General features: G+C 70.6%; 20 protein-coding genes. 11 read left to right on the top strand and 9 right to left on the bottom strand.

Translation table 11 applies throughout. The features are described 5' to 3' along the window. Positions 1 to 210 precede the first annotated feature (210 nt). Complete coding sequence (locus K8556_RS35415) at positions 211 to 1902, top strand: histidine kinase (protein ID WP_223744539.1); 1692 nt, start codon at positions 211 to 213, stop codon at positions 1900 to 1902. Next, positions 1899 to 2591: a LytTR family DNA-binding domain-containing protein gene (locus K8556_RS35410; RefSeq protein ID WP_223744538.1), complete on the top strand. Its 693-nt coding sequence runs from the start codon at positions 1899 to 1901 to the stop codon at positions 2589 to 2591. The genes K8556_RS35415 and K8556_RS35410 overlap by 4 nt, the downstream gene beginning before the upstream one ends. A gap of 102 nt (positions 2592 to 2693) precedes the next feature. Here K8556_RS35410 and K8556_RS35405 read toward each other — a convergent pair whose 3' ends face one another. Continuing rightward, positions 2694 to 4100 (bottom strand): alpha/beta fold hydrolase, encoded by a 1407-nt coding sequence (locus K8556_RS35405; RefSeq protein ID WP_223744537.1) that lies wholly within the window; start codon positions 4098 to 4100, stop codon positions 2694 to 2696. 448 nt (positions 4101 to 4548) lie between these two features. On the opposite strand from K8556_RS35405, the gene K8556_RS35395 reads away from it, so the two are divergent. Then, positions 4549 to 5106: a dihydrofolate reductase family protein gene (locus K8556_RS35395; RefSeq protein ID WP_223744536.1), complete on the top strand. Its 558-nt coding sequence runs from the start codon at positions 4549 to 4551 to the stop codon at positions 5104 to 5106. A 356-nt stretch (positions 5107 to 5462) separates the two neighbouring features. On the opposite strand, the gene K8556_RS35390 is transcribed toward K8556_RS35395, so the two are convergent. Further along, the gene (locus K8556_RS35390) at positions 5463 to 6089 is read right to left on the bottom strand and encodes a DUF2306 domain-containing protein (RefSeq protein WP_223744535.1); all 627 of its coding nucleotides are present in this window, start codon (positions 6087 to 6089) and stop codon (positions 5463 to 5465) included. A gap of 376 nt (positions 6090 to 6465) precedes the next feature. Between K8556_RS35390 and K8556_RS35385 the strand changes: the two genes are divergently transcribed. The 4 genes from K8556_RS35385 (at position 6466) to K8556_RS35370 (ending at position 11645) form a co-directional block, all read left to right on the top strand. Beyond that, complete coding sequence (locus K8556_RS35385) at positions 6466 to 7299, top strand: DJ-1/PfpI family protein (protein ID WP_223744534.1); 834 nt, start codon at positions 6466 to 6468, stop codon at positions 7297 to 7299. Positions 7300 to 7317: 18 nt separating this feature from the next. Then, the gene (locus tag K8556_RS35380; RefSeq protein ID WP_223744533.1) at positions 7318 to 7671 is read left to right on the top strand and encodes a hypothetical protein; all 354 of its coding nucleotides are present in this window, start codon (positions 7318 to 7320) and stop codon (positions 7669 to 7671) included. Positions 7672 to 7942: 271 nt separating this feature from the next. Continuing rightward, positions 7943 to 8734 carry a penicillin-binding transpeptidase domain-containing protein gene (locus K8556_RS35375; RefSeq protein ID WP_223744532.1) on the top strand — a complete coding sequence of 264 codons (792 nt, stop codon included), beginning with the start codon at positions 7943 to 7945 and terminating at the stop codon, positions 8732 to 8734. Positions 8735 to 9062: 328 nt separating this feature from the next. Then, the gene (locus K8556_RS35370; protein ID WP_223744531.1) at positions 9063 to 11645 is read left to right on the top strand and encodes a hypothetical protein; all 2583 of its coding nucleotides are present in this window, start codon (positions 9063 to 9065) and stop codon (positions 11643 to 11645) included. Positions 11646 to 11679: 34 nt separating this feature from the next. On the opposite strand, the gene K8556_RS35365 is transcribed toward K8556_RS35370, so the two are convergent. The 3 genes from K8556_RS35365 to K8556_RS35355 form a co-directional block, all read right to left on the bottom strand. After that, the gene (locus K8556_RS35365; RefSeq protein ID WP_223744530.1) at positions 11680 to 14742 is read right to left on the bottom strand and encodes a serine/threonine-protein kinase; all 3063 of its coding nucleotides are present in this window, start codon (positions 14740 to 14742) and stop codon (positions 11680 to 11682) included. Then, the gene (locus K8556_RS35360; RefSeq protein ID WP_223744529.1) at positions 14739 to 15635 is read right to left on the bottom strand and encodes a transcriptional regulator; all 897 of its coding nucleotides are present in this window, start codon (positions 15633 to 15635) and stop codon (positions 14739 to 14741) included. The genes K8556_RS35365 and K8556_RS35360 overlap by 4 nt, the downstream gene beginning before the upstream one ends. 135 nt (positions 15636 to 15770) lie before the next feature. Then, on the bottom strand, positions 15771 to 16364 hold the full coding sequence (locus K8556_RS35355; protein ID WP_223744528.1) for a hypothetical protein: 594 nt from the start codon (positions 16362 to 16364) through the stop codon (positions 15771 to 15773). Between the two features lie 241 nt (positions 16365 to 16605). Between K8556_RS35355 and K8556_RS35350 the strand changes: the two genes are divergently transcribed. The 3 genes from K8556_RS35350 (at position 16606) to K8556_RS35340 (ending at position 20790) form a co-directional block, all read left to right on the top strand. Next, the gene (locus tag K8556_RS35350; RefSeq protein WP_223744527.1) at positions 16606 to 17871 is read left to right on the top strand and encodes a glycosyltransferase; all 1266 of its coding nucleotides are present in this window, start codon (positions 16606 to 16608) and stop codon (positions 17869 to 17871) included. A 139-nt stretch (positions 17872 to 18010) separates the two neighbouring features. Continuing rightward, positions 18011 to 19483: an FAD-dependent monooxygenase gene (locus K8556_RS35345; RefSeq protein ID WP_223744526.1), complete on the top strand. Its 1473-nt coding sequence runs from the start codon at positions 18011 to 18013 to the stop codon at positions 19481 to 19483. Positions 19484 to 19521: 38 nt separating this feature from the next. Continuing rightward, the gene (locus tag K8556_RS35340; RefSeq protein ID WP_223744525.1) at positions 19522 to 20790 is read left to right on the top strand and encodes a PQQ-dependent sugar dehydrogenase; all 1269 of its coding nucleotides are present in this window, start codon (positions 19522 to 19524) and stop codon (positions 20788 to 20790) included. Between the two features lie 106 nt (positions 20791 to 20896). On the opposite strand, the gene K8556_RS35335 is transcribed toward K8556_RS35340, so the two are convergent. The 4 genes from K8556_RS35335 to K8556_RS35320 form a co-directional block, all read right to left on the bottom strand. Next, entirely contained in the window at positions 20897 to 21529 is a 633-nt protein-coding gene (locus K8556_RS35335) for a CHRD domain-containing protein (RefSeq protein WP_223744524.1), read from the bottom strand. 108 nt (positions 21530 to 21637) lie between these two features. Continuing rightward, on the bottom strand, positions 21638 to 22522 hold the full coding sequence (locus K8556_RS35330) for a LysR family transcriptional regulator (protein ID WP_223744523.1): 885 nt from the start codon (positions 22520 to 22522) through the stop codon (positions 21638 to 21640). 131 nt (positions 22523 to 22653) lie between these two features. Beyond that, a complete protein-coding gene (locus tag K8556_RS35325) occupies positions 22654 to 23229 on the bottom strand; it encodes a class I SAM-dependent methyltransferase (protein WP_223744522.1) in 576 nt (191 codons plus the stop codon). A 3-nt stretch (positions 23230 to 23232) separates the two neighbouring features. Beyond that, entirely contained in the window at positions 23233 to 24228 is a 996-nt protein-coding gene (locus K8556_RS35320; RefSeq protein ID WP_223744521.1) for a pyridoxal-phosphate dependent enzyme, read from the bottom strand. Between the two features lie 68 nt (positions 24229 to 24296). On the opposite strand from K8556_RS35320, the gene K8556_RS35315 reads away from it, so the two are divergent. Further along, entirely contained in the window at positions 24297 to 25196 is a 900-nt protein-coding gene (locus tag K8556_RS35315) for a LysR family transcriptional regulator (RefSeq protein ID WP_223744520.1), read from the top strand. Positions 25197 to 25220: the final 24 nt, after the last annotated feature.

The raw sequence follows: 25220 nt of genomic DNA, 5'->3' as shown, positions 1-25220 counted from the left end.
GAGGCGGTACTCCGGAGTGCTGCTGGGCGCGGCGATGGTCGTCGCCTGCGGCGGGTCGATGACTTGCGCGAACGGCGGTGGCGCGACAGCGGAAGGATGAGGGAGGGCAGGAGCACGGTACGCATGCGCGTGGGGGGGCGCGTCGCCCAACGTCTCGCGGCGTCGCCGGAGTGCGCGTGGGGCGGCGCCGCGCTGCGTATGCTGAGGCCCATGACGTCGTCCGCCCTCTTCGCGGGATGCCTCGCGCTCTCGCTCGCCGCCTCGGCCGCCCTGCCCTCCGCACGACAGGGACAGGTGCAGGTGCACACGGAGGATTTCCCCGCGGCAGTAGCGCTTGCTGGGGATGCGCCGGGCTGGCGGACGGTGGAGAGCCGTGAGTTGAATGAGGGGGCCGGCCCCTTCTGGCTGCGCACGCAGGTAGAGGTGCCCCCGCGTGAGGCCGGAGCCCCGACGCCTGCCCTCGCCCTGTCGGTGCTCGGGTCATGGGAGGCCTGGTGGGACGGCAGGCCCCTGGGGCGCAACGGTCAGGTGGGGCGCACACCCGCGGAGGAGGTACCAGGACGCGTCGATGCCCTGCTCCCGCTCCCGCCCGAGCTCAGCGCGCCGGGCCCTCATGTGCTGACGATGCGCGTCTCGGCGCACCGGCTCGGCTTCCAGCCCGTGGGCACCCTCCACTACCTGCGGGTGGGCGAGGCCGCGTCCCTCGCCCGGGCGCGGATGCTCGGCCTGGTGCCAGCCCTTTGCACGCTGGGCGCATTGGTGCTGATGGGGCTCTACCACCTCGCGCGCGTGCGGCTCGCTCACGGAGGGCTCGCAACGCTGCTGCTCGGCGTGCTGTGCCTCGCCGCCACGGCGCTCGTGCTGCTGGAGGCGTGGCGCGGGCTCGCCAACTACCCCTACCCACTGCACGCCGTGAGGCTGCGATTGCTGGCGGCGGCCGTGCTGGCGGTGACGGCGCTGCTGCCGGCGACCGTGCACGCGGCCTTCGGCGAGCCACGCCGCTGGCTGCGGTGGATGGGACTCGGACTGGGGCTGCTCTCACTCGTCTTCATTCCGGGCTTCGATGGCAAGAACGGCATCGCGCTCGGGGCCTCGCTCGCCGTCTCCACGGCGCTCGCCGTGCGCGCGTGGCACCGCGGGGAACCGGGGGCCATGGGCGCGCTGGCGGGGCTCGGCTTCGCCGGGACGCTCTACATGCTGGCCCCCTGGGACTTCTCCGAGCGCGGCTTCTTCCTCGCCTTTGGGGGGCTGCTGCTCTGCCTCACGGCGGTGCATGCCCAGCAGCAGCGCCGCCAGCAGGAACGGCTGGAGAGCGCGACGCGCGCCGCGGAGCGTCTGCAACTGGAGCTGCTCAAGCGCAGCCTGCAACCGCACTTCTTGATGAACACGCTGGGCGCGCTGAGTGAGTGGGTGGAGACGGAGCCCACGCAAGCCGTGCGCTTCATCGAGGCCCTGGGCTCGGTGTACCGGCACCTGCTCGCCGTCTCGGGTGAGCGCACCATTCCGCTCGCCCGCGAGCTCGAGCTGTGCCGCGCCCACCTGGCCGTCATGGGCTGCCGGCAGGGCACGGCCTTCCACCTCGAGACCGAGGGCGTAGACCTCGAGGCCCCCGTCCCCCCTGCCCTGCTGCACACGCTGCTGGAGAACGCTTTCAGCCACAACCGCTACATCTCGCCCCACACCTTCCGGCTCCAGAGCAGCCTCGTTGCCGATGGCGCCCGGCCGCGGCGGCGCTACGTCTTCCTCGCCCCCCTGGGCACGGGCACGCGCCAAGGGGGCGGTGAGGGCACCGGCTCGCGCTACCTGCGCGCGCGCCTGGAGGAGGCCTTCCCCGGTGCGTGGCGGCTCGAGGACGGGCCCGCGCAGGATGGGTGGATGACGCGGGTGGAGGTGCCGGCGTGAGGCTGCTCATCGTGGAGGACGAGCCGCTGGCGGCGCGCCGCCTCGCTCGGCTGTGCGAGCAGCAACTGGGGCCGGGCGCCCCGCCCCCGCGCGTGTGCGCGAGTCTGGACGAGGCGCGCGCGCTGCTGGCCGGGCGCGACGTGGACGTGCTGCTGCTGGACCTGAACCTCTCGGGCGAGGACGGCTTCGCGCTGCTCGCGGAGGCGGCCACGGGCGCATTCCAGACGGTGGTGGTCTCAGCGAACACCGACCAGGCGCTGCGCGCCTTCGAGTTGGGGGTGCTGGACTTCGTGCCAAAGCCATACACGCCGGAGCGGCTCGCCCTCGCGCTCGCCCGCGTGGGAAGCCGCGCGGCCACTCCATTGCGCACCCTCGCGGTGAGAAAGGGCGGAGGCGTGGTCCTCGTGCCACTGGACTCCGTCGCGTACATCCAGGGCGCTGGAGACTACGCGGAGCTGGTCCTGCGCGAAGGCGGCACCGAGCTGAGCGAGAAGAGCCTGGAGCGGCTCGAGCAACTGCTCCCCGCCGACTTCCTCCGCGTCCACCGCTCCTATCTCGTCCGCGTGACGGACATCCGAGAGCTCGTCGCCTCCGAGGGCTCGCGCACCGCGGTGGAGCTGCGGGACGGCACCCGACTGCCGGTGGGCCGCAGCCGACTGAGCGCGCTGCGCAAGCGGCTGGAGGCGTAGGCGCCGTCGCTACCGGTGCTCGGTACAGACGCCGCGAATGGCATCAAGGTGCGGCCGGTGCAGGAGCGTTGCACCGACCCGGCCACGGACGAGTGCTCGACGTCAGGGCTTCGCCTTGATCTCCAGCCGCTCATCGCGGAGCGCTTCGCCCTTCAGGAAGGCCTTCATGCGCTCGAGGATGCGCGAGTCCGACTGGAAAAGGCCGTCGTGTCCCGCGCCCACCAGCACCAGGTGGACGGTCCGGGAGAGCCCGGGGCGCAGGGCCTCCGCGTTGTCCGGACTCGTGCGCCCATCCAGGGTGCCGCTGATGAGGAGCACGGGCACCGCGGACTTCAGCGGACCGCGGAAGGACTCGCCCAGGTCGCTCACGCCGGGCACATCCCCTGCCCGCAGGGCTCCCGGGTTGGCGCTGCCACCGAGCAGTGCCTTCGCGGCCTCCCTCTTGATGAGGGCGTATCGCGCCGGGCTCACGCCGGAGGCCGCGTCCATGGCGAGCGACATGGGCGCCAGCCACCCTTCACGCAGTTGGCGCGCGAAGGGCGCCATCGGCGCATAGTCCCCGGCTTCCAGCGCCGGAAGCAGGGTGAGGAAGCGCCGGAAGGTGGCGGGGTCTCGAAGGGACTCGAAGGTGGCGCACTGAAGGTCGAAGGGGCTGACCCGCCAGGTGTGGCGCTCACCCTTCGCCGGGTCTGTGAACGCAACGGTGCGGGGCTCGCGCTTCAGCGACCTCAACAGCTTCGCCAGCCGCGCTTTCAGGCCCGGCCCGCGCTCGCCCTCGGCGCGCAGAACGGCCTCCCAGCGCTCGAGCAGGGCCTCCGCATGGGCAGGCCGCTTCCAGGTGTCGTCCGGCCCCTCGATGCCGGCGAGGATGACGTGGTCCACCCGCTGTCCGTGGCGCCGCAGGTAGGCGAGGCCCAGGTGGGTGCCGTAGCTGATGCCCCAGAGGTTGAGCTTCGGCGCGCCCAGCGCCTTGCGCAGCGCCTCCAGGTCGTCGGCGTTCTCCTCCGTGGTGTAGGCGCCCAGATCCACGCCGGCCGTGGCCCAGGTCCGGCTCGCCTCGGCGGCGGCCTTCTTCACCGTGGTGGTGAGCAGCGCCTCGTCCATGCGCTGCTCGAGCGGGATGGCCCAGCGCTGCTCCAGATTGGGATGGGGGTCGGACTGGCCGGTGCCGCGTTGGTCCAGCGCGATGACGTCGGCCACCTCGCGCAGGGCAAGGAACAGATCGAAGCGGACGCCGCGTGCGGCCTCGATACCGGAGCCGCCCGGGCCACCGGCCAGGTAGACGATGGGGGCCGCGGGCGAGGCGCTCGTGCTCTTGAAGCGCACGAAGCGCAGGGACAGACCCGGGCCCTCGGGGCGGGCGTGGCGCAGGGGCACGGTGACGGTGCCCAGCTCGGCCTGGACGCCGCGACCGTCGCGGGCCTGGAAGGCGTAGGGCTGCAGTTGGAGTTCCTGGGCCTGGGCGAGTGACAGCGGAAGGATGAGGCAGAGCAGGAGCACGGCGCGCATGGGCGTTCCTCCGAGAGCGGGGCGACCGCGAGGAGAATGCGATGGCCCGCGCGGCGCGTGGGGTGCCGGTCGCCCAACATCTCGCGGCGTCGCCGAAGTGCACGTGGGGTTGTGCCCATCCCAAATGCCCTGGTGTCTCAATAATCGGTGCGGTACGGGGTACGTGCAGGGCGTCGGCGCTGGCGTCGATTCACTCCACACTACACGCCTGTCCACGGCAGTTGGCTCAATCAGGCGGAGGTGGAGATTTCCCTGCTCTCCCGTCAGTGTTTGGGGCGTCGGCGCATCCCCACGCTCGACAAGCTCCGCTGTGAAACGCAGGCATGGCAGGAGTGGGCCAACCGCCACCGGCTCCAGATTCGCTGGCAATTCACCGTGCCGAAGGCCCGGGCGAAATTCCATGACCAACCCACAGACTTCACCCGGTCATGGGATTAGACTCGGCCGCATGGGACTCTTGACCTTCATCATCAACGTCACCCTGGACGGCTGCGTCGACCACCAGGAGGGAATCGTCGACGACGAGACACACGCCTTCTTCACCCGCCTCATGGACGAGGGCGGGGCGATGCTGTGGGGCCGCGTCACCTACGAGATGATGGAGAGCTACTGGCCAGCGGTCGCCCGCGGCGACGCGGAGGCGCCGCCAGCGATGCGCGAGTGGGCGGTCAAGCTGGAGGCCAAGCCGAAGTACGTGGTGTCGTCGACGCGAAAGGACTTCCCGTGGACCAACAGCCACCACATCGCCGGCGACCTGCGCGCGGGCGTGCAGAAGCTCAAGGACGCGACCCCGGCCGGCGTGCTCCTCTGTAGCGGCAAGCTCGCGACCGAGCTGGACCGGCTGGATCTGATCGACGAGTACAGGTTCCTCGTCCACCCCAGGATCGCCGGCCACGGCCCGACCCTGTACCAGAGCGGGCTGCCCAGCACGCGACGGCTCGAGCTGGTCTCGGCGAAGCCGCTCCGCTGCGGCGCGATCGCCGTGCACTACCGGCGCGCGCGCTGAGACGCCCGGCCCCGGCCGCCGGGAGCAGGAAGCCGAATCCGCCCTGGAGCGGGGCGGCACCCTATACTCCCGGCCCACGCTTTCCGGCTCACCCGACACATCAGAGCGATGGAGCCTGTTGCGCTCTTCGCCCTCGGGACTGCGCGCCCCACACCCCATCCGACACGCCGGACCCGTTCGCGGTCCCGACCGTTCGGGCACACAAACCTGTCCGCAAGCTTCGGTGCTCGCACGCTCTCGGTTTTGTGGAGCGGTAGAAGCCGAAAGGCATTCAACCTGCTGCGTGAGAACGCTGCCGACGGCATGGACACCGAGTCCACCCGGGACGGCTCCATCCCGGCGGAACCGAGGTCTCGTCACGAAGGCACGAGTTCGCGCTCCTGGAGCCGTCTGCGCAAGATGAGGTGTGCCACGCCCAGGTTGGGGAGCCAGCAGAGCCAGGCGACAATTCTGTAGGCCGTGATGAAGTCCCCCAGAGCGTAGCTCAGGACGGGCATCCAGAGTCTCAGCGTGACTGCCGCGAAGCAGGCGGCATAGCTGTATGTCATCATGTGCCGGTGTTCTTCGACTCGCCGGCTCTTGATGAGCCGATAGGCCGAGGCCGTGGTGTAGAGCCAGACGATGCCCAGGCTGACGAAGCCCGACGCGGCGATGACGCCCCCCGTGGCGAAGAAGCCGGCGTAGACGCTGGCGATCCCGCTCAGCAGGACCGCCACGACGTAGACCTTTCCGAGGAGCCGGTGTGCACCTGGGCGATGGAGTCGCAGTCTCGCGACGAACTGGGTCCAACCGATGGCCAGCGCGAGTCCTCCCAGGGCGATGTGCGTGTAGAAGGCCGCGTTCCAGACGGGGTCGGTCAGGAGTTCGCTGCTCTTCAAGGCACGAAGTCCGAAGTTCGAGGCCGCGAGGAAATAGCTCCCGGGATAGAGGCCCACAGAAAGACAGAGAGCGGAAAAGAGGATCCAGCACGCCTTGCTTGCCATCAGGGAGACTCGCGGTTCGGAACGGGGAGACACATGGAGGAAGGGGGAACACCCGGAACCGCGTGCGATGTTACTCGAAATGGACCGTGCACCAGACCTCGAAGGGCAAGGCGCTGATCGCAAACGGGAAGGGATAAGAGTGAGGTTCGCGGAGATTCAAGCGGTCCCCAATTGAATGGCACCAGCAGCCCCTCCGTGAAACATCTGAAGATGACTCGCCTTTTACCCTCGGAGAGTTTGAGTTCTCTGGACCGCTCTCAAGCGCTCCCTGACGCCCGCGCCACCGCTCACCGAGTGCTGCCGCCACTCGCTGAAGAGTACGCCAGGCACGCCGATGGGGGGACGAGAGTGGCGCAACCACCGCTCGGAGGACCCCATGCCGCTGCACCCCTTCGCCTCGACGCTGCTCACCGTCTGGCTGATGGCCACCCCCAACGACGACGTGGCGGCCATCCGCGCGGTCGTCGCTGATTATACCGAGGGGGTGAAGTCGGGCGACGAAGCTCGCCTCCACCGCGCCTTCCATCCCGAGGCGAAGCTCCTCTCCGTGGGGCCCAACGACGCGCTCGCCACATGGCCAGGCGCCGACTACATCCAGACGGCCGTGAAGCGCCCCTTCATCGGGCGCGAGGACGCGGTGCTCCAGGTGGACGTCTTCGGCAGCGCGGCGGTCGCCAAGGTGTCCGTGCGCACATCGAAGTGGGACTTCATCGACTACATCTCCCTGCTCAAGCTGGAGGGCAGGTGGAGCATCGTGAGCAAGGTCTACCACCGCGCGCCCCGGGAGGCGGGCACCGTGCGCGCGGAGACACCGGAGGGTCAGGTCAGCGAGTTCCAGGTGGACCGCGCGCTCTCGGAAGCGCGTCCCGGCGCCTACCACGCGCTCTATCTGCCCGGGGGGACCCACAGCGCGGACAGCCTGCGCATCGCCTCCGGAGCGACTGACTTCGTGCAGGGCTTCCTCCGGGCGAAGAAGCCGGTGGCGGCCATCTGTCACGGGCTGTGGCTGCTCGCCGACGCGGGCGGCGTGAAGGGCCGCCGGGTGACGTCCTTCCCATCCCTGCGGCGCGACCTGCAGAATGCAGGGGCCACGTGGGTCGATGAGGTGGTGGTGGTGGATGGCCTGCTCGTCACCAGTCGCCGGCCAGCGGACCTGCCCGCGTTCAACCGGCAGGTGGTGGCGCGCTTCGCCCGCACCGCCTCGCCCTGAGCCGACCTCCCCGGAGCCATGACGCCCTCGCGCCGCCTCTTCTGGAAGCTGAACGCCGCCGGATGGCTCGGCTACGGCCTGGCCACCTACGTCACCTACGCGCCCGTGCTGGCGGGGATGACCGCGGAGCGACGTGACGCCATGCTTGTCTTCAAGGTGATGCGCATGGCGCTCGGCTTCGCGTTGAGCCTGGGGCTGCACCGCGCCTGTCGCCACCTGCGCTCGGGGCGACTGCCCCTGTGGGGCCAGGCGCTGCTGTTGTTCCTGGCCTGCTGGCTGCTCGGCGGGGTGTGGTGGTTGTTGCTGCGCGCGGCCTCCGCGCCCCTGCGTCCTGCCTGGCACCAGAAGCAACCGTCAGCTTCCACGGCTTGAAGCCAGAGGCGGCCTCCTCCATCCAGAGGATGTGCATCCCTATCGCGAGCCTGGGCAGAGGCAGCCCATGTTGAAACGTCAAGCGAAGCCCTCGAATGAACAGGCGTCACGGCTCGAACCCCAAGCGTGACGAACCAACCGCGTCACTCCCAGCACACCTGTGGCCCCCCGACCGCACTCCAGAGGAGACGGCTGCTGGCGCGAGGTTTGCTATGCCCCCACGCCCATGTCCCGACGCCCCTCTCGCAGGTTCCGTTTCGCTGGTTGGCTCGTGCTGCTCACGTCACTCGCGTGCACGGGCCATCGCCCTGCCCCGCTCCGCATCGTCTCCCGCCATCCCGGCTGCTTCGGGCTGATGAACCTGGAGACAGGCCAGGTGGCCTTCAACGACAGCAGCCTCTGCCAACAGCGCCTGTCCCCCGCCTCCACCTTCAAGATTCCGCATGCGCTCATCGCGCTGGAGGAAGGCGTGTTGAAGCCAGACGAGGTGTTCCCCTGGGACGGCACCCCGCGTGGCGTCCAGGCCTGGAACCAGGATCAGACGCTGGACACGGCCATGCGTCGCTCGGCCTTGTGGGTCTTCCAGGGACTCGCGACCCGGCTCGGTCGTGAACGCGAGGAAGCCTGGATGAAGCGCCTCCATTACGGAAACGCGGAGGCCTCGGGGAACATCACCCTGTTCTGGCTTGGCGGACCGCTTCGCATCTCCCCCGAGGAGCAGCTCCAATTCCTGGCGCGGCTCTACAGGGGGCAGCTCCCCGTGAGCGCGGCCACCCAGGAGACCGTGAAACGCACACTGGTGCAGGGCCCCCAGACCGTGGCGCACGTCCGGGATGGCATCGACATGGGTGGCCCCTGGAAGGAGGGCGCGGTGCTCAGCGCGAAGACGGGCGCGCTCACGCTTCCAGAGGAGAATCTGACGTGGTTCGTGGGGCACGTGACCACGAAGGGGGGCGCCTTTGTCTTTGTCAGCACCGTGCGCTCCCCTCCGGGTCCGCTTGCGTCACCCCATCGCGCGCTGGCCGCCGCCATCGACGCATTGAAGGCCCAGGGGCTGCTCTGACAGTCGAGGGCGCCACCCCGCCACCGGCTGTAGGGCGTGCGCACCCGTGGCAACCACAACCATCCAAGGTAGGCCCCAGGCGCTAAAAAAAGACGTCTGGGGTTGAGTCTTCGCCTACCGGGTCGGACGCATGTCAGCGTGTTTCACCGCGCGTTCCATGTTGACGCGCTTGCCTCCCGGTCGGACGCGGCATGTTTCAGCGCGTCGGGGGCCTTCGTCTCAAGCGCCCGGAATCCATCGCAGTGCCTCTTTCACGGGGTGTTGGTCCACGTCCTGCAATGACTGTCTTTCGCAGTCGACGAACCCATCCCCCGTGAAAGAGGACGCAATGGACACCCCTGAAAACGCATTCGACATCTCCAACGTCGCCATCCCCTGGTCCGACCAGCAGGGAGGTGCGGGCGCCGTGTGCTGTAGCGGCGGACGTGTGCAGTACGCCGTCCCGGCTTCCGGCGCGCTGCTCACGCTGCTGTCGGCGGACGCCTCCAAGTACCAGAGCAGCCACACGTTCAGCGACCTCAACGTCTGGAGCGCGAAGAAGATCTCGGATCAGTTCCCGCCGAGCCTGCACGCGCGGTTCGTGGTCCAGACGGACCAGCTCATGTCCATCTTCGCGGTGGGGGACTACACCTTCGTGTTCTGGACCTCGCAGGACGGCCACCGCTACGCGCTGCGCACCCGCCCGGACATGCTCGAGCCCGCCGCTGTCGCCGAGATCGATTTTTCGGTCTGGGGCAACAACCACACCGTCAAGAGCAACGTCGCGGCGTTCGCGCTGCCGAGCACCCTGCCCTCCCTCGCGGGGAAGATTGGCGCCGTGGTCCTCGCCGAGGAAGTGGACTCCGGGAACCAAACCGTCCGTGGCGTGATGTTGCCACTGCTGTTCGATCCCGCGGACTTCACGCCCAACGGCACGTGGGCCGCGCAGATTCCGAATGGGGGCCACAGAGCCTCGCTCGGGTCGTTGCTCGCCAGCGACACCAGCGGACGCTCGGTCGTCGATGACTACCCGGCCGTGAGCGCGGGCTGGATCGATCAGGGCATCGTCAAGGGTCCCCATGACAGTGCTCCGCGCCCCTACATGAGCCTGGTGGTGGTGTGCAATAACAACTCCTCGAGCATCAAGAGCCTGTCCTTCGGGATGGATCTCCTGTCTGCGTTCGACGCGTATTTCCTGGCGACACACGGCGGGAACCTGACCGTCACGAAGATCAACGCCGAGCATGGCGACTCCGGCCTCTCCTTCGGGGCGAACGTCGGCATGGCGCCGGACGGTTCGCTGTCCGTGCACTTCCGGGACGGCAGCGACAACGTCCGGGTCGGCAAGCTGATCCCGAACTCGGCGCAGCCTGGCGAAGCGAATTACCAGCAGCCGGGCCTGTACCTGCCGGTGTGGGAGACGTCGCCGGTGTACCTCGCCTCCAGCACCAGCCACCTGACCACGCGCAATACGCCCTGCGGCGTGTACCTGCCGCTGGCGACGACCCGGGGGCCGTCGCCCAGCGCGGTCATGCGGTCCGACGGCTCCGGCGCGCAGGTGTTCGATGACTGCCCCTCCGTCCGCTTCATCCACCTCATCCTCAGCAGCGACTCGAACTACAAGCCGAGGCTGAGTACGTCGTACTGGGGCGCGTTCTTCTCCATCGAGAACTACCGGATCGACACCGCGACGGATGACTACCAGCAGGCGACGCTGGTCTCGATGGTGGCGGACAGCTTCCCCTACCCGGTGCCCTCGCGTGAGATCTGGGGCCCCGACAGCCCGTCGGGCATGGTGAACTGGCAGTTGTGCAACTACGAGTACCTGACGGGTGACGACACGGAAGTCGACCTGGACTACTCGTTCCAGTTGGGCGTGGGCCTCAAGGCCGAGGCCATCGTCACCACGGTGGTGGGGGTTCAGGCTGACGCGGAGGATGTCGCGGGCATCAGCGCGCTGGTCCAGAAGTCGGATGCCACGCTCAAGGCCAGCTCCTTCTCGGTGGCCACCCGGGGCTTGCCGCCCGTCGCGGGCGATCCCGAAACCGAGACCCTGCGTCTTTCTCCCAGCGGCGCCTTCTTTGGCGTCACGCCGCCCGCGCGGATGGCGACGAACGTGACCTTGTTGCAGCCGCGGGGGGGCGCCTCGTCGTCCTTCCTCGCCGTGACCGTGCAACCCATCATGGATGGGACCATCACCGCGCGCAGCGGCGGCTTCCAGAGCTACTGCTACATCCCCGGGCAGTTGCAGACCTACGACCCGGCGAGCATCGGCTCCACGATGGCCAATCGCTTCAGTCACCTGTCCGCGGATGACAAGCAGCGGTTCAGGATCAACGGGGTGGACTACAGCAGCCTGTACCAGGCGGACTACGTGGAGCGGGTGGCGGAGAAGTTCGGCCGCAACTGCTTCGGGCCGGGAGGCAATCTTCCGTACCTCGAGTTCTCGTTCTCCGAGAGCGGGATCCAACGCAGCGAGTTCCAGAGCACCTCCCGCTTCACGGCAGGGGGCGGGGCGTACGCCAACCATTCGGCGTATGCCGGGTTGGCCTGGAACGAAGAGGTGGAGAACTCGGTCGGCGCGCTCGGGGTGTATGAGGTCACCATCCCGATCTTCAATTCGTCTGGCTACCTGATGGTCGGAGTGGAGTGGGCCACCAGCCTGGTCGCTTCGTCCACCAGCACCAAGAGCTGGGGAGTCAAGCTGGGCGAGTACCTGACCCCGCTCGCCCCCGGCGAGGCCTACACGGTGCGCATGTACCTGCTGGAGCCGAGCCCGCTCTGGGCGCTCGAGATGAAGTACTTCGGCTTCAATCAAGGCAACCCCACGGCGGAGCAGATCGACTTCACCAACAGCAGCCCGGTGCGGATCCTCTTCACCGTCCCCTACATCTCGCCGGCGCTCCAATCGAGACTGGCGCGAGGCGTCTGAGCGCGGGAGACCGGGTCAGGGCCCCCGCACCCGGTCAGGGCCCCGCCCCTCCCGGACAGTGGCCCAGCTCGGCCCGGGCCTCCCGCGTCTCCTGGGCATAGGCCGCACGCCAGACAGCCAGCTCCTCCCAGGCCCGCCGAGCCTGCTCGCAGGACTCCTTCACCGCTCCCGTCTGGCGCAGCGCCCGCGCCAGACGGCGACGCACCCTGGGCACGCGCGCCGAGACCACCTGGCGGCCCGTGAGGGCCTCCAGCGCGGTCCTCAGCGGCGCCAGGGCCTCGGCGGGCCGGCCCCGGGCGAGCTGGACGTCACCCAGGACGAGCAGCGCCTCGATGCGCTCGGACGACAGGGGCCCCAGGTCCTTCTCCATCTCCACCAGCGATTGCTCCACGTGGCGCCGCGCCTCGTCCACCCGCCCCAGGAACAGGAGCGCGTCCGCCAGCGAGCGCAGCCCCGCGCCGTCCAGCTCGCCCCTGGCGGCCAGGGCCTCCTGGAGCGCGACCCCCCGGGCATGGAAGCCGCGCGCCTCGTCCGTCCGCCCCAGCAGGCGCAGCAGCCGCCCCACCTCGTGGACGTCCAGGGCCACCTCCGGGTGGGAGGCGCCGTAGACCTTCTCGCGATGCGCCAGCACACCGCGCGCGTGCGCCAGCTCCATGCGCCGCGCCCCCTGCTCTCCCAGGATGCCCACCCGGTTCGACGCCGTCCCCAGCAGCACCGGGCTGTCCGCGGCCACGCTCTTGCGCGCCACGGCCCAGCCCTCCTCCGCGGCCTGTCGCGCCCGGGCGGCGTGTCCCCACTCGAAATACACCACGGCCAGGTTGGACAACGCCCGGGCCACCGACAGGTTGGCCCCGCCCAGCGTCTGGCGAAGGATTCCGAGCGCCCGCTGGAGGACGGACTCGGCGCGCTCCAGCTCGCCCAGGAGCGCCAGCGTCCCGCCCAGGTTGAGCAGGGCCCGTCCGGTGTCGCGGTGCGCCGGGCCGAAGTGCTCCTCGTGCAGGCGCAGCGCCTCTTCCTGCCAGCGCTTCGCCTCCAGCAGCCGCCCCTGATGGCGGAGCAGCAGCCCCAGCCGGCCGCTCAGCTCCGCGTGCGAGTGCGTCTGTCCCCGCGCGCTGAAGGCCTCCAGCGAGGCGCGCAGCAGCGGCTCCGCCTCCGCGAAGCGGCCCTCCTGCTCCAGGAGCTCCGCCTGCACGTTGTCCAGCAGCGTGTCCAGCTCCGCGTCCCGGAGCGTCTCCGCCACCGCGCGCGCCCGGTGCAGGAAGGGCCACGCCTCTTGAGGCCGCCCCAGGCCGTACCCGTGCAGCCAGGCCTGGGCCCTCAGCACCCGCGCGAGCACGCCCGGCTCCCGCCCGGCCTCGGCCGCCAGCGAGCCCCGCGCCAGCGACTCGCGCGCGTCCTCGAACGCGCCGGAGTCCTCCTGCAGGAACGCGCAGAGCTGGTGCGCCTCCGCCTCCAGGGGGCGGTGCCGGGTGGCGAGCGCGCGCTCGCGGGCGGGGAGCGCGATCCGCAGGGCCTCCGGCGTATGGCCCGCGAGCATCTGCGCGTGCGCCCGGGCCAGCTCCGCGCGCACGGCGTCCACCTCCGCGCGGACCTTCGGGTCGTCCGGGGGCGACACCGCCTCCTGCAACGTCCGCACGTCCGCGCACCGCCCCACGCCGCCCAGCGAACCACCCAACCCGAAGCCCCGCTCCACCGTCCGCGTGTCCGCGCCCTGGAGCGCCACGGTCAGCCGGGACAGCGCTCCCAGCCGCCGGTCCAGGCACGTCATCCGCAGCCCGAGCACCGCCTCCGACTGCTCACCAAAGACGTGCGCCGCCTCGCAGGCGGAGCGGTGCGCGTGGGCCCAGTCCCGGGCCCACCGGTCCAGCGTGGAGGCCACGGCCTGGAAGGAGGCCTCCGCGTCCGGAGCCCGGGTGGCCAGGAAGGCCCGGCGCGTGGACTCGCGCACGGTGGCATCCCAGATGCCCGCGAGGTGCCGCTCGCTGCCCTGACACGTCTCGTCCGGCGCCGCCGCCGGCCCCAGCAGGAGGAACCCCAGGCCCACCAGGCCTCCCGCGACCACCGCCGCGACGGCGCTGCGCTTCCAGGCCCCCGCGTCCCGTGTGAGGCGGGCCCGCAGGGCCTCCATCGATTCGAAGCGGCGGGCGGGGTCCGCGCTCAGCCCCCGGCGCACCAGCGCCTTGAGCCAGCCCGGCACGCCCGGCTGCTCGGGCCGCACCGCCTGCCGCTCCATCGACGCCAGCAGCTCCTCGCGCGTCGCGCCCTCGAAGGGGCGCTGCCCGTTGAGGGCCTCGTGGAGGGCCACGCAGAAGGCGAACTGGTCCGAGCGCGCATCCCCCCGCTCGCCTCGCAGTTGCTCGGGTGCGGCGTAGGCCGGTGTCCCCAGCACCGTCCCCGTCAGCGTGAGGACCTCCGCGCTTGGAGGCAGGTGCCCGGACCTCGCGTCCCGCGCCACCGTGGCGTTGGCGAGGCCGAAGTCGGTGATGCGCACCTGCCCGTCGCGCGTCAGCAGCACGTTGTCCGGCTTGAAGTCCCGGTGGACGATGCCCAGCGCGTGCATCGCCGCCAGCCCCTCCGCCGCCTGCACGAAGCGCGCGACCGTCTCCCTTCGCGTGCGCGGCTTCTCCAGCAGCCACCGCCGCAGCGTGCCGCCCTCCACCAGCTCCATCACCAGGAAGAGCTGGCCCTGGTACTCCCCCACGTCGTGGAGCTGCGCCACATGCGGATGCGACAGCCGCGCCATCGTCCGCGCCTCGCGCTCCAGCCGCTGCCGCGCCTCCGTCAGCGAGTCCTCCCTCAGGCGCTCCGGGTTCAGCAGCTTCAGCGCCACCTTCCGGTCCAGCTCCGGGTCATACGCCGCATGGACCCGGCCCATGCCGCCCTCGCCCAGCAACCCCAGCACCACGTAGCGCCCCACCCGCGTGCCCGTGACGAGCGGTCCCGTGTCGGGCGCCGGGGTCTCCATCGCGCTCAGCGCCGCGAGCACGCTCCGGCATTCAGCGCAGCCCGCCACATGCGCGCGCACCTCGCGCATCCCCTCCGCCCCCAGCAGCCCGTTCACGTACCGCGCGAGCGTGTTCTCCTCGGGACAGCTCACCCACGCCCTCCCAGCAGTCCCGACAGGCTCAAGTCCAACCCTCCGTGGATGGTGCGCACCAGGCTCTCCAGCTCCGCGTCCCGCAGCGCCAGCCGCTCCGACAGCAGGCGCCGCGTCCGCTTCTCCAGCGTCTCCTGCACCCCGCCCAGCCGCCGGGAGAGCGTCGACTTGTGCAGGTCGTACAGCGCCCCCATCTTCTCCAGCGACAGCCGCTCCACGTAGTGCAGGCGCAGCAGCTCCCGGTCCTCGTCATCCAGCGAGGCCACCGCCTTCACGAAGGCCGCCCTCACGTGCGCCCTCGCGTCCTCGCGGATGAAGCTCAGCTCCAGCCCGCCCGGCGCGGGGTGCGCCGCCAGCACCTCCGCCTCCACCCGTGACGCGTCCCCCTGCGCCTTCCTCAGCCGCAGCGCCAGCCGGACGCCCACCATGTTCACCCACTGCGCCAGCAAGCCCACGCCCGCGTACCCCCGCAGCCGCGGCGGCGCGTCCGCGCGCGGCATCAGCAGGTTGGCCCGGAGCGTCTGCAGCACCTCGTCCGCGAAGGCCGGTGAGGGGTGGATCCGCGACAGGGGCACCCGCATCCGCTGGAGGACCTCCACCTCGAACCGCGCATCGGCGCCGGGCAGCCCCTGCGTACACGCGAGCGCCAGCGCCAGGTCCCTGGCGTGCAGCCGCTCCAGCGCGAGCGGCGGGTCCTCCGCCTTCGCCAGGTGCTCGCCCAGGTGCCGCGCGAAGTCGAGCGGCTCCGGCGCGGCGCCTCCCAGCGACGCGGCTTCCTCCAGCGCGCGCGACACCGCCTCACGCACCCCTGGCGCCACGCGAAGGCGGGAGGCCCGCGGCTCCCCCATCGCTTCCAACATGGCCTCGAGGGCCTCCGAGACACCCGAGCGCATTCCTGTCCCTCCCTGCATCACGCCCGCGAGGTGACGGAACAGCGGCCCTCCCATTCCACGCACCCGGCACCGAGTCTGCCACGACGGGCCGGGGCAGGCCCCTACCGGCGCGTCCCCGGCCCTCCGGATGACGACTCAGGAGCAGCTCGACTGCCCCGTGAGCGGCTTGTCCGTCGTGACGACGCAGGCGCAGTTGAGCACCTTGCAGTTGAACGAGGCGCTCTCCTCGCAGAGCGAGCGCACCTTGCGCCAGCCCACGATGGGCATGTTGGTGCGGTCCAGCTCCTGGGTGTAGAGCTCCTCGCCCTTGACGGCGAAGGCGTAGGTGAACGTCGCCGTCATCGATTCGTCGGAGGCGTCGCTGCAACTGCGGCTCACGGAGACGATGAGCTTCTCGCCCTCCGTCTTCCAGGTGCCCACGAAGTTGCTCCAGCTCCCCCCGATGAGGAGGACGGACTTCCCCTGGATGAGCATGGCCTCCCTGAAGCCATAGCCCCGCTCCGTGCGGTAGAGGCCATCGGTCAGCGCGCCACCCGTCAGGGGCGGCGCGTTCGTCACGACCTCGTGGTCCGACTCCCACGTCGTGCACCAGCCGATGGCGGAGCACTGGAGCGCGGCGCCGCCGCCACCACCGCCGTCGTCGTCGCCACCGCCGTCACCCTCGTTGGAGCTGCCGCACCCCACCGCCAGCAGGGAGAGCATCACCAGGAAACACGTCGCCGTCTTCATGTCGTCCTCACGAAAATCCACAGGGGGAAATGGCCCCATGGGGAGGAGACACGCCGGAAGGCGGCGTTGCAGGGAATCGACATCGCGCTCATCCGCGCGGCGAAAAGCCACGCATCCGCATCAGCGCCATGAGACACTGGCGACACATCTCGAAGGGTGTGCGTCGCGCTCCTGGCACGCACAGGTTCCTCGGTGGTCGGGCCGCCACCTTGCAGCGGACAAGCTCCGGTGTGGGGTCTCCATGCGCGTGCTCATCTCCACCTACGGTACCCGAGGTGACGTTCAGCCTTTCGTCGCGCTCGCCAAGGCCCTGAAGGCGCGTGGCCATGTCGTGGCGCTCTGCACGCCCACCGGTTTCCGAGGCATGGTGGAGCGCCACGGCATTCCATACGCGCACATGGACAATGCCGTGCTGGAGCTGACGGAGGCGGTGCTGCGCGCCCCGACACGTACCGAGCAGCGGCGGCTGTTCAAGGGGTTCGGCGCCATCGTCCGGGCGGGCATGGAGGACGAGTGGCGAGCGGCGCGGGAGCTGGAGCCGGACGTGCTCGTGTACCACTCCAAGGCGCTTGGAAGTCACCACATCGCGGAGAAGCTCGGGGCCGTCGAGCTGCTGGCGATGCCGCTGCCGCTGACCCGGACGCGCGAGTTCCCGGTGCCGATGGTGCCGGGGTTTCGACTCGGGGGTTGGCTCAACGCCCTCAGCTACCAGCTCCTGTCATTGGCCAACGCGGTCTGGGCCGGCGCGACCAATGACTTCCGCGTGAAGACGCTGGGCCTCGCGCCGCGCTCACGCTTCGCGGACCCCATGAAGAAGGCCGATGGCTCCGCGGTGCCGGCGCTGTACGCATACAGCGAGCATCTGCTGCCGCGCCCCGCCGACTGGCCTCCCGAGGCACACGTGACGGGCTGCTGGTTCCTCGACGAGGCGCACCTGTGGACTCCGCCCGCCGGGCTCCAAGCGTTCCTCGAAGCGGGGCCTCCTCCCGTCTACGTGGGCTTCGGCAGCATGGGCGCGGCGCACGCCGCCTCTCGTGCCGCCACCGTCCTGAAGGCCGTGGCGTTGACCGGCGAGCGCGCGGTGCTGGCATCGGGCTGGGGCGGCCTGAAGGCGGACGCGCTCCCACCCAGCATCTTCATGCTGGAGTCCGCGCCACATGACGGGTTGTTCCCTCGGATGAGCACGGTGGTGCATCACGGCGGGGCAGGCTCCACGATGGCGGGATTGCGCGCGGGCAAGCCCACCGTCATCTGCCCCTTTCTTGGCGACCAGCCCTTCTGGGGACACATCGTCCAGCGGGCGGGCGTAGGGCCCCAGCCCGTCCCCCAGAAGTCGCTGACCGCCGAACGGCTCGCGGAGGCCATCCGCTCGGCGAGGTCCCCGGCGGTCGTGGCCCGGGCCGCGGCGGTGGGCGAACGCATCCGCGCGGAGGATGGAGCCGCGCGCGCAGTCCAGCTCATCGAACAGGCGCATTCGGAGCGGCACACCCGGCGGGCATCGACCTGATGCAGGCCCCGGGGCAACCGGCCTCGCGGCGCCCGTGTCTCCTTCCACTGCAAGCAGATGCCAGACCCCGGGTGTTGCCGCAAGCCCCCCCGGCCGTGCTCCACCATCGCCCGTTTCGCTTCAGGAACGGGAGGCTGGAATGCACACGAACGGGGTGACGCGGCACGCAGTGGTGATCGCGGGAGGAGGCCCGACCGGGCTGATGCTGGCGGCGGAGCTGGCTCTGGCGCGGGTGGACGTGGCCATCGTCGAGCGTCGCGCCAGTCAGGAGGTCGCCGGCTCTCGCTCGCGCGGCCTGCACGCTCGCAGCCTGGAGGTGCTCGATCAGCGCGGGGTCGTGGAGCGCTTCACCTCGCAAGGGCAAGCGGTCCAGAACGTCGCGTTCGGGCAGGCGCCGCTGGACCTCAGCGACTTCCCGACGCGCCACAACCATGGGCTCGCGCTCCTACAGGAGCGCTTCGAGCGCATCCTCGCGGAGTGGGTGGGTGAGCTGGCGGTGCCCATCTACCGGGGGTGCGAGGTGACGGGCTTCGCGCAGGACGACACCGGCGTCGACGTCGAGCTGTCCGACGGCCGCGCGCTGCGGGCCAAGTACCTCGTCGGGTGCGACGGAGGGCGCAGCCTCGTGCGCAAGGCGGCGGGCATCGGGTTCCCGGGGTGGGACGCGTCCATCAGCTACCTCATCGCCGAGGTCGAGATGACCGGAGCTCCGGCGTTCGGCATCCGCCGGGACGAGAAGGGCACCTACGCCATGGGCAAGATGGAGGACGGCCGCGTGGGCGTCGTGCTGAGAGAGGAGCAGGTCGTCACGGGCGACGCGCCGACCCTCGAGGTCCTTCGCGAGGCGCTCATCGCGCTCTACGGGACGGACTACGGCCTGCGCGGCGCCACGTACCTCTCAAGGTTCACCGACATGACACGGCAGGCGGCGTCCTACCGGGACCGGCGGGTGCTCCTGGCCGGCGACGCGGCCCACATCCACTCGCCGATGGGCGGACAGGGGCTCAACCTCGGCGTGCAGGACGCCGTGAACCTGGGGTGGAAGCTGGCCCAGGTCGTGCGCGGCGTCTCGCCGGAGCCCCTGCTCGACACGTACCAGGCCGAGCGCCACCCCGTCGCGGCCCGTGCGCTGCGCAAGACCATGGCGCAGACCGCGCTGAGCCGCGGTGACGCGCGGATGGACGCCGTGCGCGAGACGCTGACCGAACTGCTGCGGATGGACGAACCCCGCAAGCAGTACGCGGCGATGATGTCTGGGTTGGACGTCCACTACGACCTGGGAAGCGGACACCCGCTGCTCGGGCGCCGCATGCCGGACCTCGACCTGATCACCGACGACGGCCCCCGGCGCGTGTTCCACCTGTTGCACGACGCGCGGCCCGTGCTGCTCGACCTGGGCGGGCCCGCCACGCTCGACATCACGCCCTGGGCGGACCGGGTTCGGAGCGTGACGGCGCGCTACACGGGGGCGTGGGAGGTGCCCGTTCTCGGCGCGGTCGCGGCGCCCGTCGCGGTGCTGATCCGACCGGACGGACACGTCGCGTGGGTGGGCGAGGGCACGGACCAGGGGCTGCCCGAGGCCCTGACCCGATGGTTCAGCCCTAAAACATGATATTCATGATTACCCCTCTTCCCCCAGGAGTGAGTCGCATGCGCCTGCTCTCAATGCCTCTCATCGTCGCTACCCTCCTCGTCGGTTGCAGTGAGGATCCAGAACCCACGTCGCCGGACTCGGGCGCCTCGCAGCAGGACTCAGGCGTCCCGGAGGAGCCGCTCCCCAGCGGTCCGCCGGTTCCGCAGGGCCCGCCCAACGTGCCCGAGTTCACGCCTGCCTTCCCCGGGCAGACGCGCGTCCCCGCCATCCAGACGAAGACGCCCCTCCAGGTCACCGAGCTTGCCTCTGGCTTCAGGAACCCCTGGGCCATCGCCTTCCTGCCCGACCAGCGCATGCTGGTGACAGAGAAGGCCACCGGCTCGCTCTACATCGTCACGCAGCAGGGCGCGAAGTCCCGCGCCGTCAGCGGCCTGCCCGCCGTGGACGCACGCGGTCAGGGCGGCCTGCTCGACGTGGAGGTGGGCCCGGACTACGCCCAGAGCCAGCTCATCTACTGGACCTACTCCGAGCCCCGCCAGGGCGGCAACGGGCTGGCGGTGGCGCGCGCGCGGTTCGTGGATGAAGCGCAGCCTCGCGTGGAGAACGTCCAGGTCATCTTCCGCATGATGCCCACGCTCGAGTCGACGCAGCACTCCGGGGGACGGATGGTGTTCACCCCGGACGGCAAGCTGTTCGTCACGCTCGGCGAGCGCTCCATCCTCGCGGGGCGTGTCCAGGCCCAGGACGTGAAGAGCCACTTCGGCAAGGTGGTCCGCATCAACCCCGACGGCTCCGTGCCCCAGGACAACCCCTACCTGGGCAACCCGGAGGCGAAGCCGGAGATCTGGTCCATCGGTCACCGCAACGTCCTGTCCGCGGCGCTCGACAGCCAGAACCGCCTGTGGACGGTGGAGATGGGGCCGCAGGGAGGTGACGAGGTCAACCGCCCCGAGGCAGGCAAGGACTACGGCTGGCCCACCATCGGGTATGGCGAGGAGTACTCCGGCGCGCCCATCCACCAGAGCCCCCAGGCTCCGGGCATGGAGCAGCCCGTGTACTACTGGGATCCGGTGATTGCCCCCTCGGGGATGACCCTCTACTCCGGGACCCTGTTCCCCGAGTGGAAGAACGACATGTTCATCGGCGGGCTGGCCGCCAAGGCGCTGGTGCGGCTCATGGTGCGCAACGACCGCGTGGTGGGCGAGGAGCACCTCCTCAAGGACCTGGACGCGCGCATCCGCGAGGTGGTCCAGGGCCCCGAGGGCGCCCTCTACCTGCTCACCGACGCCACCAACGGCAAGCTGCTCAAGGTCACGCCGAAGTGATGCATCCGTAGGCCACGGCGCGCTCCACGCGCGCCCTGGCCGCCTCAAGGCCGCGTCGATTTGATGAAGTCGATGAACGCACGCAGCGGCGTCGGCCGGGGTCGTGTCAGGGCTGGGCGGCGTAGAGCTGCCCGCGCATCTCGCCGTAGTAGGTATGGGCCTTGGTGTGCAGGTTGAAATAGAGCACGCCCTTGCGCGCGAGCGACTCCAGTCCGGCCAGGGTCCGCGTCTGGGCCAGGAAGCCCAGCTCCGCCGGGCAGCTCTCCGGCAGCCCGGACTTCATGCCCTTCATGTCCTTGATGAAGGTGACGTTCGCGTTGGTCAGCTCCACGGACCAGCGCCCGTTGGCGAGCGTCTTCGCCAGGTTGCCCACCTCCCCGAAGTCCACCACCACCGGGCCCAGGACGCCCGGCGGGCCGCAGTGGATGTGGAACATGAGGATGTCGGCGGAGTTGACGCCCGTCATCTCCACCTCCACGTAGGCCCGGGTCAGGTCCTTGGAGAAGCGCAGCACCCCGTGGCCCCGGGACAGGCGCTGCTCGCGCGGCGTGGAGGGCGCTGTGGCCCCCAGGCTCTTCTGCAGGGGCTTGGGGGTCTCGGACTCCTCGCCGGGCTCCTGGGCGGGGCTCAGGAAGGCTTCGTAGACGGTGAAGGTCGTCGCGCCGAGCGCGGGGTCCTTGGCATGGGACGACAGCGCGCCGAGGGTCAGGACGAGGGTCAGGGGCAGCGGGATGCGCATGGCGGGCTCCAACACGGCGGGAAGGCCCCATGGCGTAGCGTGGACGCCCCGCGCCGGGGATGGCCAAAGGTGGCCACCCGATGACCCGTTCCCGCCCACGGGCGCGCCTCACAGCGGCGCGATGGCCCGCCGGATGTCTTCGAGCACCTGCCGGATCTTCGGCAGCTCGCTGAGCGCCTCCGGGACGCTCACGCGCAGCGGCTGCTCACGCCCCACGACGTCCGCGAGCACGGGGACCAGCGTCCCCTCCGCCTCGCCCGGGTCCGCCAGGTCCACGCTGGGAATCAGCCCGATGCCCTGCCCCGCCAGACAGCACGTCCGGATGAGATGGATGTCCGTGGAGATGAGGGCGGGCTCCACCTGGAACGCGGGGCCTCGAAGCTGGGGCCACAGGCAGGGCTCGCCGCCGGGGCCCTGCCAGGAGAATAGCTCGTGGCCGCGCAGGGCCTCCACGGAGTCCGGCAGGCCGCGCTGCCGCAGGTAGTCCGCGCTGGCCCAGAGGCGCTCGCGGACGCGCAGCACCACCTGGGAGATCCAGGGGCCCCGGGGCATGTCCTCCCCGAAGTGCACCGCGAGGTCCACGTTGTCGAGCGGCTCCGCCAGCGGGTGGTCGCTGAAGCTCGCGTGGACCCGCAGGAGCGGATAGGTGCCGCGCAGCAGGCCGAACAGCGGCGACAGCAGGTGTGGCGGCAGGCCCACCGGCAACACCACGTGCAACAGCCCCGCGGGGGCCTGCCCGACCTCGCGCAGTGAGGCCACCAGGGCGCTCGTCTCCTGCATCATCAGCCGGCCACGGCGGGCGAGCACCTCCCCCGCCTCCGTCAACACCACGCCCGTCCGGGTGCTCTTGAGCAGGGGCACTCCCGCACGAGCCTCCAGCGCTTCGACGCGACGCCGCAGCGTCGTCCTCGAAACCCCCAGCGTGTCCGCCGCGGCCAGGAACGAGCCTGTCTCCGCGACGCCGACAAAGGCACGCAACTCTTCCAGGTCCATGCGCTCGACACGCGGGAGCGGACCGTCCAGGTCCGCTCCGCCGCGCCTCCCGTCGAGCGAGCATCCGCAGGTCACCCCGGGACTTGCAAGAAGAGGAGTCCCTCCCGTGAAACAGGCCCTTCCCCCCGTCCTCAGCCCGTCTTGCGCGACAGGTAGTAGACGTTCCCGCCCGGGTCCTGGTGCGTCGCTTCCAGCGTGAGCCCGTGCGCGCGCAGCAGGTCGCGATACCCGTCGGCGCTGTACGAGTGATAACGGAACGGCACGCCGTTCATCGGCGCGCCCTCCGTGGAGCCGTGGGCGTCGCCCGAGGTGAAGAGGAACGGGGCGCCGGGTCTCAGGGCCCTCGCGATATGGGCGATCGCCTGCTCCTGCTCCTCGTGGCGCAGGTGGAACAGGACACCCCAGGAGATCGCGGCGTCGAACGCCCGCTCCTGAAGCGCGGTCGACTGGATGGGCGCACACACCACCGGCACGTGGGGGAAGTTCGCCTGGAATCGCGCCAGCAGCTCGCGCGAGCTGTCCACGCCCACCACGTGACAGCCGTGCTCCAGCAGCACCCGCGTCAGCGGCAGTCCGGTGCCGCAGCCAACGTCCAGCACCCGGGCACCGGGGGGCAGTGAGGCCGCGAGCGCCGTCACCTCCGGGACGCCCATGGGGCCCGCGCGGTGGGCCGCATACCAGTCCGCGATCAAATCGTACTCGTGCACGCGTCAGCTTCCTCCAGGCACCCGGTCCCGGCTGCTCAAGGCTTGCAGATACTCCACCGGCGCCGTGACGCCACCACAGACAATCACCGCGATGCGTGACGCGGCGGCGAGCACCGAAGACGCCGCGTCGAGCGCCGCCAGCGCGGCCCCGCACGCGGGCTCCACCAGGATGCGGTGTTCGTCGAGGAACCGCAGGGAGGCCGCCACGGCCGCAGCATCGGACACGACGAGGTTCTCGATTTCATGGCGCGTTGACCACTCCATCGCCGCGTCGCAGGGCCGCTTCGCGCCGAGCGACGTGGCGACGCTCTCAATCGCTGGCAGTTCGATGGGCCTCCCCTGCGCGACCGAGCGCGCATAGCAGTCCGCGCCCCGGGTCTCGACCGCGACGACCGGCACGTCGCCCCAGCCATTGCGCGCCATGCCCTCCAGCACACCGCACAGCAGCCCGCCGCCGCCCACCGCCAGCACGACCGCGTCAGGCTTCGGTCCGGCCGCCGCCATCTCGTCGACCATCGTCGAGTGGCCCTGCCACAACAGGGGTTCGTCGAACGGGTGCACGAACGCGTCGTGAGCGCCGATGACGGATTGAGCAAACGTGTTCGCCTCCGCCCACGACGCGCCGTGGACGATCAGCTCCGCGCCTTCGAGGCGGATGAGGTCGCGGGCGCGCGTGGACGTGCTCTCCGGGACGACGACGAGCACGGGCACGCCGAGCTCGCGCCCCGAATAGGCGACCGCGATGCCGGCGTTGCCGCCCGACGACGACACGAAACGATGGGCGCCCGCCGCGCGCCGCGCCTCGCAGACCGCACCGACGCCGCGCAGCTTGAACGAGCCGGACGGCTGCATCGCCTCGAGCTTGAGCAGGACGTCCTTGCCGAGCCGGCGGGAGGCTGCTCGTGAACGGACATAGGGAGTCTGGAGATGGAGTGGCATGTGGAGGAGTTGCGGAAAAGACGTCCGCGGCGCGCGAACCGTTGTCACATCGCTGGCCAACCTACGGCCATCCGCCCATACTTCCCAATACCCTTCGAGGCATCAGGCCATGCCTTCCAGGTATACCCATGAGACAGGTCGAACTGCGCCATCTGCGCTACTTCGTGGCGGTCGCCGAGGCCGGCAGCATGATGGCCGGCGCCCGCGCGGTCGGGATCGTACAGCCCGCGCTCTCCCGGCAGATCCGCGAGCTCGAGGAGGCGATCGGCACCCCGCTGTTGGTCCGCCGCTCGACGGGCGTCGCGCTCACCGCGGCCGGCGCGAGCTTCCTGCGGGACGCGACGCGCATCCTCACCGAGCTGCAGGCCAGCCGCGACCGTGCGCTGCGCAGCGCGGCCGGCCAGCTTGGCGAGCTGCGGCTGGGCGTGCTGCCGAACTACTTCCCGCTGCCGGTGGTGTCGGACGTGCTCAAGGCCTTCCGGGACACCTGCCCGGACGTCATGCTGTCCATCGCGCCCAGGCTGTCGTCCGAGCAGGCGGCCGCGATCGCACGCGGCGAGCTCGACGGCGGCATCATGGCGTGGCGGCAGGACGTGGCGCCGCATCTGTCGGGCCTGCGGCTCCTGCGCGATCGGTTCGTGCTCGCGATGCTGTCCACGCCGGGCCAGCGCGTCCGCGCGCCCCGCCGACTGGCTGAGCTCGCGGGCGCGCCGTTCATCTGGTTCGACCCGCTGCGCTCCTCCGCGCAGCACCGGTTCCTGCTCGAGCAGTGCCGGCGGGCAGGCTTCACGCCGCGGATCGCGCAGGTGGGCAGCGACATCCCGACGCTCATCGGGCTCGTCGCGGCCGGAATGGGTTACGCCTTCGTGCCGGAGAGCACCTCACCCATGTGCCCGCGCACGGTGCGGCTGGTCGCGCTCGACGAGCTCGCCAGCCGCTTCGACGTCGAGTTCGTCTACGACGGCCAGGCGGACTCGCCGGTCGTGCGGCGGTTCCTCGCGGCGTTGCGCACGACCGTCAGCGCGTGAGCGGCCCCGCGCTCCTGATGGGCA

It is taken from the genome of Corallococcus sp. AS-1-12 (assembly GCF_020036995.1).
Taxonomy (GTDB): domain Bacteria; phylum Myxococcota; class Myxococcia; order Myxococcales; family Myxococcaceae; genus Corallococcus.
The sequence above is the reverse complement of the archived record's forward strand: the minus strand, read 5'-3'. Positions and strand labels throughout refer to the sequence as shown.